Here is a 16,682-nt window from a genome sequence, read left to right as displayed (position 1 = left end):
GTGAGGAGACCGGCGGAGCCCTCAGCCGCCTGCGGCCTTCGACTCGGCGCGGTCGGCCACCGGAACGTCCAGGGGGCGGGCGAGCCCCACCACACCCTCGTCGAGACGCTGCAGGTGACGCAGCACCCGGAAGGTCACCGTCCCCGACGGCTGGGTGCCGGACCCGTCGTCCCGCAGCGTGGAGGCGATGCTGGCACCGGACTCGACCTCGCCCCTGGCGCCCTCGTCCTCGACATGGGCGCCGAGCACCCCGATGTTGTGGGCGATCCGCTGCCCCGCCCGGTGGAGCCGCGGATCGGCCGCGACAGTCTTGCTGTGCGGCACGAGTTCCGCGGTCGCCGCCAGCGAACGGGCGTGGTACGCACACGTCTCCAGGAGCGCCACCAGATAGCGGACGGTCCGGCGGCGGCCACGCAGCGGAGTGATCGGATAGGTCAACGGGTTGGTGGAATCACGTAGTTCGTCCAGCGCCGTGTCCAGGCTGCGCGCCTTGCCGAGAAGATCGGACGCGGGTCCACCACTGAGCTGCTCCACCGCTGCGGACGCGACATCACCCAGCCGTTCCAGGACTGTGCCCAGCAGTTCGTCGGTACGGCGGTCGGTGCGCACCGGCAGCACCAGGACAGCGGCGATGACGCCGCACGCCGCTCCGATGGCGGTCTCCTCGATGCGCAGCACCAACACGTCGAAGCTGTACGAGTTCAGCAAGGTGTACAGCAGGCCCAGCATGGCCGTGACGAAGAAGGACATGACCGCGTACGACAGCGGGGCCGTGAAGAACATCGCGAAGATGAAGACAAGGACCAGCGCGAACGAGACCCACGTGTGGTCACCGACCAGCCCCGCCAGGGCGACACCCGCGACCGCGCCCAGCAGGGTGCCCAGGAGCCGCCGGTATCCCTTGACCAGGATCTCACCGGTGGAAGCGGTGTTGAGGAAGACCACCCAGCACGTGAGCACGGCCCAGTACCAACGCTGGGAGGAGAGGAACTCACCGCCGACCATGGCCAGCACCGAGCCCACCGACACCTGGAAGGCGGCCCTCGTGGTGGGACGCTGCAACCCGCCTCGGTCCTCCTCCCCTCGCGTCTCGGAGGAGGCCAGCGCGATGTCCTCCGCGTCGAACTCCTCGCGCGATCGGGTGGTGGCCGGAGAGTCGTCCGACTCGTCCTGGGGTCCGTCGAGCGCGAGTCGCAGCCCCAGGACGGACCGGGCGGCCTCACCGATGCCCCGGAAGGCGTCCTGGATGCCCGACGGCGCGGACGGAAGCCTCTCCTCGTCGCGGTAGCCGAGCAGCCTGTTACGGATGTGGGCCACCGCCGTGCCGCCGTCGCGCGCCGACGGACGGCTCACCAGGAGGTGAAGCGCCGTGAGGTCCCGGCGCAGGGCGATGGTCGCGTCGTCCTCAGCCGGCCTCCAGTCGCCGGTGAGCGGCACGGGTGCGTGCGGGAGATGCAGGGTCAGGGTGTCGGCACGCTCGACGCTGCGGGCGTTCAACAGCAGCATCCCCAGCCGTTCCGTGGCGATCTCGGCGTCCGCCACCCGGCGTTGCAGCAGCGCCGCCTTGTCCGCGTCCGAAGTCCCCTCCTCCAGGCGCCCCTGGATCATCAGAGCGGTCTCATGCAGCCGCGCGGTGCGCAGCCGCAGGTCGTCGAGCACCTTCTCCAACTGCTCCGGGCCGGCGTCGAGGAGCTCGATCTGCACGGAGACGAGCTGGGCCAGCCGCGTCCGGAACGCGTCGCGCAGCCGTGCCAGGACGCGTTGGGGCGTTTCCGGGACGACACCGAACCGAACCACCGCGCTGCAGCCGAATCCGATGGCAAGAGCCAGACACAGCTCCGGCAGGGCAGTCGTCGACGCACCGACGAACAGCGAGAGGAAGTAGACCTGGAAGCCGATGAGGCCGAGTGCCGTGGCACGCTCGCCGAACCGGCGGCAGTAGACGGCACCGAAGATGAGGGCGATGAAGAACAGGTCGCCCGCGACGACCTGCGAAGTCAGCAGCGCCCCCAGCGACATGGCGACGAGTGACACCGGCAGACCGAGGGCGAGTGTGACCGCCTGGTCGCGCACCAGCTTGTCCTTGACGGCGAAGGTGGCGGTCATCGCCGTCATCGCACCGGCGACCAAGTGGTTGACGCCGGTTCCCACCAGGGCCAGAACCACCAGAGTGAGGGCGATCGCCGAGACGGTCCGCAGCCCCGCCGTGAGTCGCAGCAGCCCCGGATCGGACGCCGCGAACCGATCCCACAACCTGGCCCCGCCCCGCCGCACTGCCCTCACCCTGCTCTTTCTCCGCTACCCGCCGTGGTCCCACGTGCCTTCAGCATTGCACGGCAGGGAACCCGAGGACGAACGGTCGTCCCTGTCCCCGGACTCGGCGCGCCCTGCGAACACCTTCGCCGCGGAAGGGCGATCGGGCAGCCGGCACACGAACGTGGTGAACCCGTCCGGTGACCGGCCCAGGCGATTCCGCGAGCCGTGAAAGCCCTACGGCATCCGGCGGTCGTACTGTCGAACCCGCTACCGAGGAGGACTGCTGATGCGAAGCGTGACGTATTCGATGAACGTCTCACTTGACGGCTACATCGTCGGGCCGGACGGCGACTTCGACTGGACGGGACCCGACGAGGAGGTCTTCCGCTTCTGGATCGACGACATCCGGGAGGTCGGCGTCCACCTGATGGGACGACGGCTGTACGAGACGATGCTGTACTGGGAGACCGCCGACGAGGACCCGTCGCTCGACGACTCGATGCTCGAATGGGCCGCGCTCTGGAATCCGCTTCCCAAGGTGGTGTTCTCCACCACACTGTCCGCGGTGCAGGGACATGCCCGCCTCGCCTCCGGCGGCCTGGCGCAGGAGATCGAACGGCTGCGGGCCGAGCCGGGGGAGGGCGACATCGCGATCGGCGGCGCGACCCTGGCCGCCGAGGCGGCCGCCTCGGGTCTGATCGACGAGTACCGGACCATGGTCCACCCGGTCCTCGTCGGCGGTGGCATTCCGTTCTTTCCCCGTAGCGGGCAACGGGTCGGCCTCGAGCTCATGGAGACCCGCACCTTCAGCTCGAAGGTCGTCTACCTCCGCTACCGCGTAGCTCGTCCGCAGAGCCCCGGGAATCCGTAGGAAGCACCGTCACGCCTGCCGCCCCCTCACTTCGAACGGGTTGAAGGCGCGGGCCAAATGATGCAGGGAGGGCTGTCACTCTCCAGGGGCGGAGGTTGACAGGCATGGCATCTGAGGAAGAGCTGTTCGCGTCGGTCGACGCGCGGTTGGAGGAAGGGCCCCCAGCTCCAGCCTCCGTCGGAGCGCGCCTCCGTCGGAGCGCGCCCGGCTCCGTGAGGCCGCCGGCATCACGCAGGCCCGGCTCGCGCAGGCCCTGAAGTAGACGACCCAGACCGTGAAGAACTGGGAGAACGGGCCTCGACCTCAACACCGCGTTCCTCGCGGCCGCCGCACGGCTGACGGTCGGTCTGTCGGGGCCCGACCACTTCCGCCACCCCCAGTTCGACCCGAAGATCCCCGGCTGCTGGTTCGTCGACCTCTCGCACATCGAGCTGGACCCACGCCTGCCCTCACCGTTCACACCGACCGTTGAACGGCCCACAGGCCCGGCCTGGTACCAAATCCACACCGTCGCCCCTCTCGAGGCGTTCCTGCGCCGCGAGACGGGTGCGTACCTCGACCCGTGGCACGACCGTCTGAAGACCGCCTACCTCGACACTCTCGCCGACCTCGGCGTCACCAAGGACCTCACCGACACCGAGTTCCTCACCGTGATGCAACATCACCAGCAGACCGACTCCGCACTGGCCGCCGTTCTCACCGCGGCGAAGGCGACCGTCAAGGGCGGCGTCGGCAAGCTCCGCGAGGGCCCCCAGGGCAAGCACTCCCGCGACGGCGAGAGGTGGCCGGCCCTCGAGCGTCCGACCTGGCGTCCCGACATCGGTGCCGCCGTGATCAGCAAGGCCCGGGTCAACATGCACCGCAAGCTGGTCAACATGGCCCGGATGACCGGGCTGTACCCGATCGCGGTGCTGTCCGACGGCGTCGTCTACCCCAGCCCGGGAGCCTCGCCACTGGACTTCCTGCCCTACCGCGCGTCCGGGAAGCCGCGGCCGGGAGGGTTCCGCCTCGGACCCAGCCCGGGCCTGGCCAAGCTCGAAGGAGTCCAGGAGATGGCCTGGGCGGTCGACCTGATGGAGAAGGGGCCCAACCCCGCGCGGCACATCAAGGGTGGCGACGCCGTCCTCGACGAGGGCGAGTGATGCCGTGGCCGACGCGGACATCACGCCCCGGCCCCGCCGAGTTCGCCCGGAGACTGTTCGACGCCCGTGACGCCGGCGCCGGCGACCAGCAGATGCGCGGCATCATCGCCGAAGGATTCAAGGAGACCTATTTCCAGGACGTCGGGAGCCGGGCCATGGGGATCTCGGACGTCGCCCTCAACGACATCGACTATCTCGACCTCGACTACTGACCAGAACATGCGACGGGTGTGGCAGCTCGCTTGCCTCCGCCTGCGGCCGGCCCGGACCCGGGCCGTACCCCGAGGCGTGCGATAGGTTGCCCGCCATGACCGGACTAGGACCCGTCGCCTGGCCACCCGCCCCCATAAGGACCGCACGGCTTGTGCTCCGCGAGTCCGAGGCCCGCGACCGCGCGGCGTTCATCGAGCTGTTCTCCTCGCCGGAGGTGCGCGTCTACCTCGGTGGCCCACGTCCGCGCGAAGAACTCGAACGCGCGGTGCCCGAGGTGCCCGGACAGCGCCCTGGCCTTTTCGTGGTCGACCTCGACGGAGCGATGATCGGGATGGTCGCGCTCGACAGGCGCGAGGCCGAACGTCCCGGGCATGTCCGTCCGGACGCCGGGGAAGCCGAGCTCGGTTACACCTTTCTGCCGGAAGCATGGGGTCATGGGTACGCCGTCGAGGCGTGCGCAGCGGCGCTCGACTGGCTCGCCGGCATACTCCCCGGCGAACCGGTGGTGCTCTGCACCCAGACCGCCAACGACCGCTCGATGCGCCTCGCGACCAAGCTGGGATTCACCGAGGTGGAGCGCTTCGAGGAGTACGGGGCCGAACAGTGGTTCGGCGTGCGGTCCTCGTTCCCTCCGTCCGGTTGAGGGCCGGGCCCTGAGTACTCGGGCGTCAGCACTCCGGCTCACGCACATCACGCAGCGGTGCGCCGAACCACCGGTTCAGCGCGGCTCGCAAACTGCTGACGTCGTCCGTCTCGTAACCGGTCCACGCGATGTGGCAGTCGGGCCGCAGCAGCAGCCCGGCCGCGTCCGTCCCCTCCGCCTTGCCGCTCACGACGTCCACCCGGTCGCGCCAAGGCCTCGCGGCCTCGGCGAAGCCCCCGCCGAGGTCCAGCAGCAACGGACGGCCGGTGGCCGTCAGCTCGGCCAGCCGACGGGTGCCCCCACCCGTGTGCACCTCGAGGTCGGGCGCGAAACCCTCGGTGGTCCCGGCGAGCAGGTGGGCGATGCGCTCGGTGCCTCCGGGTGAGGCGAGCAGCTCACCGAAGACGGACCGCAGAGCGGTGACCTCCGGCCCGGGACGCGTCAGCGCCGACTGCGCCAGGGTCGACGACACGACGCGTTCTGCGACAGGACGACGTTCCTGGTCATACGTGTCGAGGAGATCTTCGGGGGCCCACCCCCGCACCGTGGCGGCCAGCTTCCAACCGAGGTTGACCGCGTCCTGGAGTCCGAGGTTGAGGCCCGGACCGCCGATCGCCGAGTGCACGTGTGCCGCGTCACCCAGCAGCAGCACCCGGCCGTCCCGGTAGCGCTCGGCCAGCCGGGTGTTTCCGCCGACGAGACGGCGGAGCAGGTGCGGCCCGTCACCCTCGGGCGGCCTTACCGGGACAGGCGCGCCCAGCACCCGCTCGGCGCTCGCCAGCATCTCCTCGAAGGACATGGGCGTGCCGTGTTCGACCGGCGTGCCGGTTTCCGTGGTGTGGAGCAGGGGCGCACGGCCGGGCAGCAGCCCCCACACGATCGTGCCGCGCTCCGTGCGCACGTACAGCAGGGGCGGCAGGGTGCCGTAGCCGGGGACGATCAGACCGCCGTCCGCGTCCAGGTGCCCGTCCGCCACGGACACGTGCGCGGACCGGTTGACGAAGTCGTCGTCGGTCACACCGGGGAAGCCGATCCCCGACAGGCGCCGTACCAGGCTCCTTCCTCCGTCAGCTCCCACCAGGTAACGGGTGTCGAGATTCTCACCGTCTGCCAGGGTGACTTGGACGCGGTCGCCGGTCCGGTGCAGTCCGGCCACTTCCTGCCCCCGGCGGAGGACCACGCCGAGCTCCACAGCGCGTTCGGAGAGGACCTTCTCGATCTGTTCCTGGGGCGCCGGGAGCACGCTCACGGGGTTGTTCTCGAGGTCCGCGAGCTCCAGTGTGAACGCGCCGAACATGTAACGGGGCGCCGGCCGGGGCGGCTCGCCGGAGCCGCTGATGCGTGCGTACAGACCACGGCGGTCGAGCATGCGGACTATCTGACCGACCAGGCCGTTCGCCCGGGGCTCGGTCTTCGGCCCGTCGAGACGCTCGAGCACGACCGGACGCACTCCGGCCAACGCCAGCTCGCAGGCGAGCATCAGGCGTTCGGACCACCGCCGACGATGACTACGTCAAACATGGGGACCCTCCAGTTCAGGGCAGAGAAGGGCAGGGGACGGTAGGGGGCCGACCGGCTGCGGGGGGAAAGGTGAAGAGCTACGGGGTGGGGAGCCCGGCGGCCAACATGCCGAGAGCTCTGGGCAGCAGGACCTCCATCGGCTCCTGTGTACCGCCCTGCACGAACAGTTCGGTCGCGACGCTGTTGGCCGCCATGACGCTCGCGGCTGCCAGGCGGGGGTAGAGATCGGACACGGGATCGGTGCCCGTGCGGTCGGCGATCGCCGCGGCGAGCTCCTTTTCCGCGATCTTGCCCGCTCGCAGCATCTCGGCCTGCAGCACCGGCTCGGCCAGCATCACCCGCAGACCGGCGACCCAGTCGGCGGGCTCCTGCGGCGGCATCTCCCGCACTTCCGGGCCCGGCTCCAGCTGTCGCAGCGCGGCACGGGTGATCGCCTCCCACAAAGGCTCGTCGGACGGCCCCTCGCGCAGATCGGCAGCGACCCGCAAGGAGCGCTCGAGGTAGCGGAACGCGATCGCTTCGGCCTTGCTGGAGAAGTAGTTGTTGAACGTACGTGGAGAGACGCCCACCGCTCCGGCGATGTCCTCGACCTTGACCGCGTTCAACCCGCGCTCGACGGTCAGCCTGATCGCGGCCCAGCTCAGGGCTGCCCGCGTGGCTTCCTTCTTTCGCTCCCGAAGACCACTCATGTCAATCACGATAGCAAAACCTGCGTGCCGCGCAAGATTGCGGACCGCGCACAGAAAACGAGTGGCGTTCGGAGTCCGTCGGGCATCGGACGGCGGAGCCACCGCACGGCCGCCCGTACGCGGGCATCGGCCGGTCCGCGGCACAGGAGCGGCCCCCGATCGTGATCGGGGGCCGCTCTTCCTCACCTCTGCCTGCTGTTCATACCCGACGCAGCGCGGAGCGGCCCGCGTAGCGCGCCGCATCACCCAGTTCCTCTTCGATCCGGATGAGCTGGTTGTACTTCGCCGTGCGGTCCGAGCGGGAGAGCGAACCGGTCTTGATCTGACCGCATCCGGTCGCCACCGCCAGATCCGCGATGGTGGTGTCCTCCGTCTCGCCCGAGCGGTGCGACATGACGGCTGTCCAGCCCGCCTGGTGGGCCGTGTCCACCGCGGCCAGCGCCTCGGTCAGTGTCCCGATCTGATTGACCTTGACCAGGACCGAGTTGCCGACACCGGTGTGGATGCCCTCGCGCAGCAGCCTCTCGTCGGTGCAGAACACGTCGTCGCCGACGAGCTGGCAACGGCCGCCCACGCGGGCGGTCAGTTCGCGCCAGCCGTCCAGATCGTTCTCCGCCATCGGGTCCTCGATGGAGACGACCGGGTAGGCGTCGATGAGCCCGGCCAGGTAGTCGGCGTTCTCGGAGGGAGTGCGACGTACCCCCTCGCCCGCGTAGTCGTACACGCCGTCGCGGAAGAACTCCGACGACGCCGGGTCCATGAGCAGGCCGATGTCCGTGCCGGGGCGGTAACCGGTGCGCTCGATGGCGCTCATCACGAAGTCGAGCGCCTCCTCGGCGGTGCGCAGCGCGGGCGCGAAGCCACCCTCGTCGCCCACGGCCGTGGAGTGCCCGGCGGCCAGCAGATCGCGACGCAGGGTGTGGAAGACCTCGCTGCCCATGCGGACGGCCTCGGCGAAGGTGTCCGCGCCCACGGGGGCGATCATGAACTCCTGGAAATCCAGCGGATTGTCGGCGTGGGCGCCGCCGTTGACGATGTTCATCATCGGCAGAGGCAGGAGGGTGGCACCGGCGCCGCCGAGGTAACGGTAGAGGGGCAGGCGGTGGGCCGCCGCGGCAGCCTTCGCGGCGGCGAGGGAGACGCCGAGGATCGCGTTGGCGCCGAGCCTGGACTTCGTGGTGGTGCCGTCGAGAGCGACCAGGGCGGCGTCTAGGCCCGTCTGGTCCGCGCCGTCCCGGCCGCACACCGCCGCCGCGATCTCCCCGTTGACGTGGGCCACCGCTCGGTCGACCCCCTTGCCGTGCCAGCGCGTGGGGTCCCCGTCGCGCAGTTCCACGGCCTCCCGGGTGCCGGTGGAGGCGCCGGAGGGGACAGCCGCGCGCCCCAAGGCCCCACCCGCCAGGGCGACGTCGACCTCGACCGTGGGATTGCCCCGGCTGTCGATGACCCGACGGGCGGTGACGGTCTCGACGGTGGTGTCGGCGGATTCGACTGCTCTTACGGACATGGGAGTTCCTCCCCGTTGTCATGTGCCGTGGCCCCGGCTGCGACAGCGCTGGCGCTGAGCCCGACAAGGCAAACCCTACAGCAATGCTGCTCAGTTTGGCTGTACAGCACTGCTGTGCAGGTCAGTGCGTACAGCTGCGCTGACCAGCGGGGTAAAGTGCCCTATGCCCACCTCGGAAGCCGCCGCCGTCGCCGCCGAACTGCGCACGGCCATGGGCAAGCTCACCCGACGCGTCAAACACGAGGACCACATCCCGCTGGGCCAGGTCGCCGTGCTCGGCGTACTCGACCGCGAGGGTGCCATGACCACCAGTGACCTCGCCGCCGACCAGCGCGTGCGGCCCCAGTCGATGGCCCGGGCGGTGGGACTGCTCATGGAACAGGACCTGATCACGCGACGCGCGCATCCCACGGACGGCCGTAAGTCGCTGGTCGAGCTGTCGGACGCGGGCCGCGCGGCACTCGAAGCGGAGCGTGGCCGCAGAGCCGGGTGGCTCGCACAGGCCATCGAGGTCGAACTCACGGAAGAGGAGCGGGAGTTGTTGGCGCGGAGCGCGGCCCTCATGGAGCGGCTCGCCAGACGCTAGACGCCCGACACGCAACGTCCGCACACTCGTTCGCCGCAGGGGTCGGATGTCCGAGCACGTTCGGTACGAGGACTTCGGCCGGCGCACGGAGATCGGTGGGAGGTGTCCGAACGGCGTGTGGCCCCCACTCGGAGGCAGGGGCCACACGCCGTTTCACCGGGCGGAGGGGAAGTCTCCGGCCGGCGCGAGAAGAGCTCAGGCCTCCTGTCCGGCCCGTGCCATCTCGCGTACCCGGCCGCGGACGATGAACCAGCCGCCGACCAGCGCCGCCGCGATCAGCGGCAGGAACATCACGGTCGTCCGGCCGACTCCGCCGCCCCACCACATCAGGAAGGCCACGCAGCCGAGGAACAACAGGGTGACGATCTGGGTGTACGGGGCCCACGGCAGGCGGTAGGCCGGCCTCGTGACCCGGCCGTCCTGCGAGCGGTGCCAGAACACCAGGGAACAGAGCATGATCATGCCCCATGTCCCGAGGATCCCGATGGACGCGAAGTTCAGCACGATCTCGAAAGCCTGGCCGGGCACCACGTAGTTCAGCCCGACGCCCAGCACCCCGAAGCCCGCCGTCAGCAGAATGCCTCCGTAGGGGACCTGCCCCTTGTTCATCAGACCGGTGAAGCGGGGGGCGGAACCCGACAGTGCCATGGAGCGCAGGATGCGGCCGGTGGAGTAGAGGCCGGAGTTCAGGCTCGACAGTGCGGCGGTCAGCACGACCAGGTTCATCACACCGGCCGCACCGGGAACGCCGAGCTTGTCCATCACGGTGACGAACGGGCTCTGGTCCCCGGAGTAGGCGGTGTAGGGCAGCAGCAGCGCGAGCAGCACCACCGAGCCGACGTAGAACAGTCCGACCCGCCACATGATGGAGTTGATCGCACGGGGCATGATCTTCTCGGGATTCTCGGTCTCACCGGCCGCGACACCGCACAGCTCGACGGACGCGTAGGCGAAGACGACACCCTGGATCACGAGAAGCATCGGCAGCATGCCGACGGGGAAGACGCCGGTGTCCGAGACGGTGGACAGGCCCGGGGTGTGGCCGTCCACCGGATGCTGGGTGACGACCAGGAAGATGCCGACCAGCATGAAGGCGACGAGGGCCGCCACCTTGATGATCGCGAACCAGAACTCCATCTCGCCGAAGTACTTCACCGAGATGAGGTTGGCCGCGAGCACCACGGCGAGGGCGGTCAACGCGAGGATCCACTGAGGGACGTCACTGAACATGCCCCAGAAGTGGGCGTACGTCGCCGCCGCGGTGATGTCCGCGATCGCGGTGGTGGACCAGTTGAGGAAGTACAGCCAGCCGGCCGCGAAGGCGCCCTTCTCGCCCATGAACTCACGGGCGTAGGAGACGAAGGCGCCGGACGACGGGCGGTAGAGGACCAGCTCACCCAGCGCGCGTACGACGAAGAAGGCGAAGACACCGCAGACGGCGTAGGCGATGGCGAGCGAAGGGCCTGCGTCCGCCAGACGCCCTCCCGCGCCCAGGAAGAGCCCGGTGCCGATCGCTCCGCCGATGGCGATCATGTTGATGTGGCGGGATTTGAGGTCCTTGCTGTAACCGGCGTCGCCGGCGTCCACGTGGGGGGAGTTCGCCGGTGTCCCGGCGGCGGGCTGACCGGCTGCTGCGATGCTGCCGTCACTCATGGAAGGGGGTCGCCTTTGTGAGGGGAAGATGGCCGGTCCCGGCCGGGCCCGTGGGGGAGGCACCCGGCGATGGCTCGAAGGCGCATGATCAGGAACCCTGCGATTGTGGCAGCGCGCAGTACCTGACGAAAACAAATCTGAGGTATTCCAGAGGTTTCGGCGCAGTAAAGTCAGCGAAACCCGCCTGCGGGGGAGTGAGGGGAAACGAGCTCCGCATGGGCGCCCGCACTTCACGCAGGCTCTGTCGTCTCCTCGTCGACGGAGATGCCGAGCCGGGCGGCCACTGTGGTGAGGGCCGTTCCCAGCGGGAGCGCGATGCGGGTGACGGCGAGAGAGTCACCCCGGGTGGCGTCCTGGTTGACGATCAGTACCGGCTTCCCCGTCCGAGCCGCCTGACGGACGAACCTAAGGCCGGACATCACGGTCAGTGAGGAGCCGAGGACCAGCAGCGAGGCCGCCTCATGGACCATTTCCCGGCAGTGCTCGACGCGCCGAGGGGGCACGGACTCGCCGAAGAACACCACGTCCGGCTTGAGGACGCCGCCGCAGACCGTGCAGGGCACCACACGGAAGTCCCCGACCTGCTCGTCGGTGAGGTCCGCGTCACCGTCCGGGTTGATCGTCGAGGCAACCGGCCTGAACCCGGCATTGGCCGCCTCGAGCCGCCGGGCGAGCTCACTCCGCGGGCTGAAGGTACCGCAGGAGAGGCAGACCACCCGGTCCAGGCGTCCGTGGAGATCCACGACACCCTCGCTGCCGGCGGCCTGATGCAGGCTGTCGACGTTCTGGGTGATCACACCCGAGAGCCGGTCGTGCCTCCCGAAAGCGGCCACGGCCCGGTGCCCGGCGTTGGGGCGGGCGCGGCGGAACGTCCGCCAGCCGAGATGGCTGCGCGCCCAGTACCGGCGCCGGGCCTGGGCGCCGGCGGAGAATTCCTGGTAGGTCATCGGGGTGTGCCGGCTCAGGCTCCCGCCCTCGCCCCGGTAGTCGGGGATGCCCGACTCCGTGGAGATGCCCGCCCCGCTGAGCACCAGGACGCCGCCCTTGCTCAGCATGTCCGTGACCGGACCCAGATCCGTGGTGCCCGGCGGTAGGTCCTGGTCAGGGGTCCAGCTCAGAGTGGGGCGCATACGCATGCCCCCAGGGTACGGAACAGGCGCCGACCGCCCGCCGTCCCGCCCTCACCGCTGAGCCGCACGGTGCCGCCGCGACGGGCCGCACGTCGGAGCCGGTGCCCACCTTCGGGTCCATGGAACAGTCGGTACATCCCGGTCGAGTCACAGCCGCGCCGGCGGGGCAGCGCGACGCCGTGGGCCGCGACAGCCGGGGCATTCACGACCCGGACCGGCACGCGTGGTCGAACTCGTCGCTGTCGCCGGCCTGATCCCTCTCCCCCTTGGTCGGTCCCCGCTGGGCGAGTGCGCAGAGCCGCTCGATCGACTTGTCGGCATCGAGGGGAACAGTGAAGGAGCGGGAGCCCTCGACCATGGTGATCCGCTCTCCTGTGGAGTCCGGCGAGAGTGTGGTGTCGTAGTGCGCCCAGTAGCGGTACAGCACGGTTTTGCCCCGGGTGTCCCAGACCACTTGCTCGCCGGCCCGGGTGGTGGTGTGCAGTACATCGCCCTTCTCGTCCAGATTCCGGCCCAGTGCGAAGACGCCGTCATTGGTGAGCTTGTCGTCGTCCCACTCCTTGCGCTCGATGTTCCAGAGCCGGACGGATCCGTCGGCGTAGTGCACCGTGAGCCGCTTGCCGTCAGGAGAGACGAGAAGACCGCGGATCGCCTCGTCCTGCTCCTTCCGCTTGATCCACCGGGTGTACTCGCCGGTCTCGAAGTCCCACGTGCCGACCCCGTCGACGGTCCGCACGACCGCCTTGCGGGTGCCCGGCAGAACCCCGCCCCAGGTGCCCGCCGCCGCCATGGCCAGTGCAGGCTTCTCCTGCTGCGAGGGCCGGTACGTCATGCCGTCCTGCTCACCCGTGTCGAGGTTCCAGCGAGACATGTAGGACAGCCCCGAGATCACGGCGTACCCGTCGTCGGCGAATGTGGTGTTGATCCAGGACGGGGTGAGCCCGGTCAGCGGGTCGGGTCCCCGGGCGGTGAGATCAGGTGGGGACGGCAGCTCCAACACGTGTTCCACGGCCAGAGTGTGCGTGGTGCCGCCCCCGGACGGGCCTTCGGTCAGCCGCCAGACGAGCACGCTCCGCTGGTCCTCCGTCACGGTGAGCATGCGGGATCCATCAGGACTGAAAGCGGTGTAGAAGCGGGCCAGAGGCTCAGGTGACCTGGCGCGGCCCATCAGCTTGCGGGTCTTGAGATCCCAGATCTGCAGAGCGTCACCCTCGGCGCCGACCACCGCGAGGCGTCGGTGTTCCCCGTCCGCGGTGCGGAAGCCGCCGAGCAGAACGTTGACGTCGAAGGAGTCCGGGGGGCGGACCCGTACGGTGACGATGCTGCCGCCGACCCCGACGGCGGCCCGCAGGTCGTTCGGAGGACCGGCGAGAGCCACCGCCGGAAAGGCCCTCCCACGGGTGAGGTTGATGTCTTCCGGTGCGGTGGACGGCACGTCGAAGGTGCCCGGCCACCCTTTCTCCAGGTCGACGACGAGGAACCGCATGCGGCCGAGATCGCCGCCCATCCGGCCCACGGGCTTGACGAGATAGCGGCCCGTCGCGTCGAGCCGGGGAACGTGGAGCGGACACAACTGCACCGCCGTGCTGGTCTGGTAGGTCTGTGCCCGGCGCGGTTGTCGGCCGAGTCGCCACACTTCGAGAGCGCCCTCCGCGGTGCAGGTCACCAAGGTCCGGCCGTCACCGCTGACGGTCGCTGAAGCGGCAGCCCGCTCGCCCCAGGGGCGGCTCGGCTCACCCGTCGCTCCATCCCAGGCCAGCAGGCGGCCCGACGCCTCGTCCCGGTCCGCGCCGGCGGGCACGATACGGGCCACCACCGTGTCGCCCGCCCCGAACCACGCCTCGACCGCGTCCCAGCCCTTCGGCGGGGTGAGTGTCCGGCCGAGGCGACTGCCGTCGTCGGTACGCCACACCAGCACCCCCTCCCGGCGAATCGTCGCGAGGACCCGGTCCCCGCCAGGGTCGAACCGGAGGTCGCTCGCGGGGCGTGGATTCCTCCGGGCGTCCTCGGTGCCCCGGAGCGAGACGTACCGCACCTTCGCCTCGGGATCGAATGCCGCCTCGTCGGTGGCGCGTATCCCCAGGGAGATGACACCCCACCCACTCGAACGCGCCATGACACGGCCGTTCGACGAGACGGCGAAGCGCGCATTGTCGCCTGTACGCGTCCGCTGCCGCGGCTCCGGCCGTTCGGCATCCGCCTCGCGCAGGTCCAGCTGGACGACGTCGCCGCTGTCCAGCAGGGAGTACAACTGCTCACCCGATCCGGCCGAGAAGATGTCCTCGACGTCGGACCGGCCTTCCATGACGACGTTCTCCACGTCCTTCAGCCGCAGGTCCTGGGCCATCAGCGTCGAGCGGGCCGTCTGGCGGGGCTCGGTGTCGAAGGCCGCGACGGTGAACAGCGACGAGGCCGTGAGGGACACGCTGTCCAGCGCGGCAGCCTGCTGCGCCAACCGGTCGGAGGTGAGGCGCCGCTGCTCCGCCACCATGCCCCGATACAGGAACGACCCCACGATCAGTGCCAGGGAGGAGACGACGGCGACCATCGCGGTGAGCAGCCGCACCCGACGGGCGCGGGTCGCGCTCCGCTCGGCCTCCCGGCGTCTACGGTCGCGCAGTTCCGCGCTGCACCGGATGAAGGTGTGGTCGTCCGCCGTGAGTTCGTCCCCGCGCTCCGCGAGCCGCTGTTCGGCCAGGGCGAGGGCAGGATCCTCCAGCAGATGTCCATCGGGTCTGCCCTCCTGCCGCCAGCGCTGCCCGTCGTAGCGCAACGTGCCGAGCCACTCCAGGAAGGCACGGTTCTCGGCGAGCACCTCGGCCAGTGGCCGCCACTGTTCGATCAGCGCCTCGTGCGCCAGCTCCACCGTCTCGTGCCCCGTCTCGTCCACGCCGAGCACGAGGATGCGTGACTCGGCCAGCGCGCGGGCGATCGCCCACCGTTCCTCACCCGCATCGCGGCGGAGCAGCCGCGCCCGCAGTGGCGTCCTCCTCCCGGGTGGGATCCGTACCAGCGCACGCAACAGACTCTCCGCGGCCGGTGAGGGATGTGCCCCCTGCACCTCATGCCAGGCCGTGTCCGCCCGCTCGCCGAGTGCACGGCCGACGCCGCCGAGACGCTCGTAGGTGTCGAACCGGAGACGTCCGCCACGACGCTGCTCCCACAGCGACTCCAGAAGGAACCCGAGCAGCGGCAGCGCCCCCGGCCGTCCCACCGCGTCTTCGACGATCCGCGTCGCAAGACCGGCGCTGTATTCGACGCCCGGTATCCCCTCCAGCGGCCGCACGACCGCGTCGGCGAGCTCCTGCGCGGGCATCGGCCCCAGCTGGTGGGCGGGCGCCCCGCCGACGAGTCGGCCCAGCTCCGGATGGCTGAGCATCGCGTCCTGGAAATCGGAGCGAACCACCGTGAGGACGCATGTGTCCGGGCGCGCCGCGGCCTCCAGAAGAAGGCCGGCGGTCTCGCGCAGCTCGTCGTCCGGCAGCGTCAGCAGGGCTTCGGCCTGGTCGACGGCCACGACCACACGCCGCTGCCCGGCGTCCGCCGGCAGAGTCCGGACGGGCAGCCGTTGCCCGGACGCGGCGCGCAGCAGGACGACCTCGGCACCCTGTTCCCTGAGGCGCGGCAGGACGCCTGCCATGAGCACGGAGGACTTGCCGGATCCCGAGGGACCGGTCAGGGTGACGCAGCCCGTCGGCCCGTCGAGGACGCCCAGCAGCCCGAGCACCGCTGCGACATCGGCGTCCCTGCCGAAGAAGTGCCGGCTGTCATGTTCGGTGAACGGGTGCAGGCCCGGGAACGGGCACCGCGGGGCCAGCAGCCCGGCGAGCGCGGGAATCTGCTCGGTGACGGTGCGTGTCGGGATGCAGAAGTTCTGCCCGCGCGCCTTGGAGGCGGTCGCGGTGACGATGCCCACCACGCTGCCCGTCACCTTGTCCCACACGGCTGCCCCGCTGAAGCCCGGACGGATCGGGTCCGATGCGCCGTCCGGGGACATCTGCAGCCAGCCGACCCCGGTACGGCCCCGCAGCACGGCGGTGTGCCAGCCGCCTTCCGCCACGTCGTCCGGCAGCCCGAAGACGACGGCCTGGTGACCGAAGGCCGAGGGAGGATCGGCCATGACGACCGGCCGCGCACCGGTCAGGACAGTGCTGAGCAGCAGCACCGCGAGGTCTCCGCGGCCGTCCGGGTGCTCGGGCACCCAGTTCCGTATTTTCGCTGTGACGGCCTCCGCGCCACCTGGGGTGTGCAGCAGCCGGACGTCCAGCGTGGTCCGCGGCCGCTCGGAATGCCCGCGCGCCAGCCCGGCTGCGTCGGTCACGACATGGGCGCACGTCAGCACCAGTTGCGGGGCGATCAGTACGCCGACACCCGCGACGCCGGCCGGACCGGTGATCCGCACCGTGGCGGCGGTGAGCGATTCCTCGGCGATCTCGTCATGGGAGGGGGACCGCTCGGTCATGGCTCGGCG

Annotated in this window: 9 protein-coding genes and 3 pseudogenes; 5 read left to right on the top strand and 7 right to left on the bottom strand. The window is 70.2% G+C overall.

What is annotated here, in order from left to right; translation table 11 throughout:
- Positions 1 to 21 precede the first annotated feature (21 nt).
- Positions 22 to 2,283: an FUSC family protein gene (locus AB0P41_RS23330; RefSeq protein WP_365933937.1), complete on the bottom strand. Its 2,262-nt coding sequence runs from the start codon at positions 2,281 to 2,283 to the stop codon at positions 22 to 24.
- A 259-nt stretch (positions 2,284 to 2,542) separates the two neighbouring features.
- On the opposite strand from AB0P41_RS23330, the gene AB0P41_RS23325 reads away from it, so the two are divergent.
- The 4 genes and pseudogenes from AB0P41_RS23325 to AB0P41_RS23310 all read left to right on the top strand — a co-directional run bounded on the left by AB0P41_RS23325 (position 2,543) and on the right by AB0P41_RS23310 (position 5,125).
- Positions 2,543 to 3,127 carry a dihydrofolate reductase family protein gene (locus AB0P41_RS23325; RefSeq protein ID WP_356710768.1) on the top strand — a complete coding sequence of 195 codons (585 nt, stop codon included), beginning with the start codon at positions 2,543 to 2,545 and terminating at the stop codon, positions 3,125 to 3,127.
- Between the two features lie 293 nt (positions 3,128 to 3,420).
- Positions 3,421 to 4,269, top strand: a pseudogene (locus AB0P41_RS23320) (transcriptional regulator); the annotation flags it as partial.
- Positions 4,270 to 4,301: 32 nt separating this feature from the next.
- Positions 4,302 to 4,481 (top strand): annotated as a pseudogene (locus AB0P41_RS23315) (XRE family transcriptional regulator); the annotation flags it as partial.
- A gap of 95 nt (positions 4,482 to 4,576) precedes the next feature.
- Positions 4,577 to 5,125: a GNAT family N-acetyltransferase gene (locus AB0P41_RS23310; protein WP_365933935.1), complete on the top strand. Its 549-nt coding sequence runs from the start codon at positions 4,577 to 4,579 to the stop codon at positions 5,123 to 5,125.
- Positions 5,126 to 5,150: 25 nt separating this feature from the next.
- On the opposite strand, the pseudogene AB0P41_RS23305 reads toward AB0P41_RS23310, so the two are convergent.
- The 3 genes and pseudogenes from AB0P41_RS23305 to eno all read right to left on the bottom strand — a co-directional run bounded on the left by AB0P41_RS23305 (position 5,151) and on the right by eno (position 8,842).
- Positions 5,151 to 6,646: pseudogene (locus AB0P41_RS23305) on the bottom strand (FAD-dependent monooxygenase).
- 77 nt (positions 6,647 to 6,723) lie between these two features.
- The gene (locus AB0P41_RS23300; protein WP_365933933.1) at positions 6,724 to 7,335 is read right to left on the bottom strand and encodes a TetR family transcriptional regulator; all 612 of its coding nucleotides are present in this window, start codon (positions 7,333 to 7,335) and stop codon (positions 6,724 to 6,726) included.
- A 199-nt stretch (positions 7,336 to 7,534) separates the two neighbouring features.
- Complete coding sequence (gene eno, locus AB0P41_RS23295; RefSeq protein WP_365933931.1) at positions 7,535 to 8,842, bottom strand: phosphopyruvate hydratase; 1,308 nt, start codon at positions 8,840 to 8,842, stop codon at positions 7,535 to 7,537.
- Positions 8,843 to 9,005: 163 nt separating this feature from the next.
- On the opposite strand from eno, the gene AB0P41_RS23290 reads away from it, so the two are divergent.
- Positions 9,006 to 9,428 carry a MarR family transcriptional regulator gene (locus tag AB0P41_RS23290; protein WP_365933928.1) on the top strand — a complete coding sequence of 141 codons (423 nt, stop codon included), beginning with the start codon at positions 9,006 to 9,008 and terminating at the stop codon, positions 9,426 to 9,428.
- Positions 9,429 to 9,623: 195 nt separating this feature from the next.
- Here AB0P41_RS23290 and AB0P41_RS23285 read toward each other — a convergent pair whose 3' ends face one another.
- The 3 genes from AB0P41_RS23285 to AB0P41_RS23275 form a co-directional block, all read right to left on the bottom strand.
- Complete coding sequence (locus tag AB0P41_RS23285; RefSeq protein ID WP_365933926.1) at positions 9,624 to 11,081, bottom strand: amino acid permease; 1,458 nt, start codon at positions 11,079 to 11,081, stop codon at positions 9,624 to 9,626.
- Between the two features lie 230 nt (positions 11,082 to 11,311).
- Positions 11,312 to 12,217: an NAD-dependent protein deacetylase gene (locus tag AB0P41_RS23280; RefSeq protein WP_365933924.1), complete on the bottom strand. Its 906-nt coding sequence runs from the start codon at positions 12,215 to 12,217 to the stop codon at positions 11,312 to 11,314.
- A gap of 196 nt (positions 12,218 to 12,413) precedes the next feature.
- Complete coding sequence (locus AB0P41_RS23275) at positions 12,414 to 16,673, bottom strand: trypsin-like peptidase domain-containing protein (RefSeq protein WP_365933922.1); 4,260 nt, start codon at positions 16,671 to 16,673, stop codon at positions 12,414 to 12,416.
- Positions 16,674 to 16,682: the final 9 nt, after the last annotated feature.

This window comes from Streptomyces sp. NPDC079167, from assembly GCF_040686735.1.
GTDB lineage: Bacteria > Actinomycetota > Actinomycetes > Streptomycetales > Streptomycetaceae > Streptomyces.
Note: the sequence above shows the minus strand (reverse complement) of the source record. Positions and strands in the feature narration are given on the sequence as shown.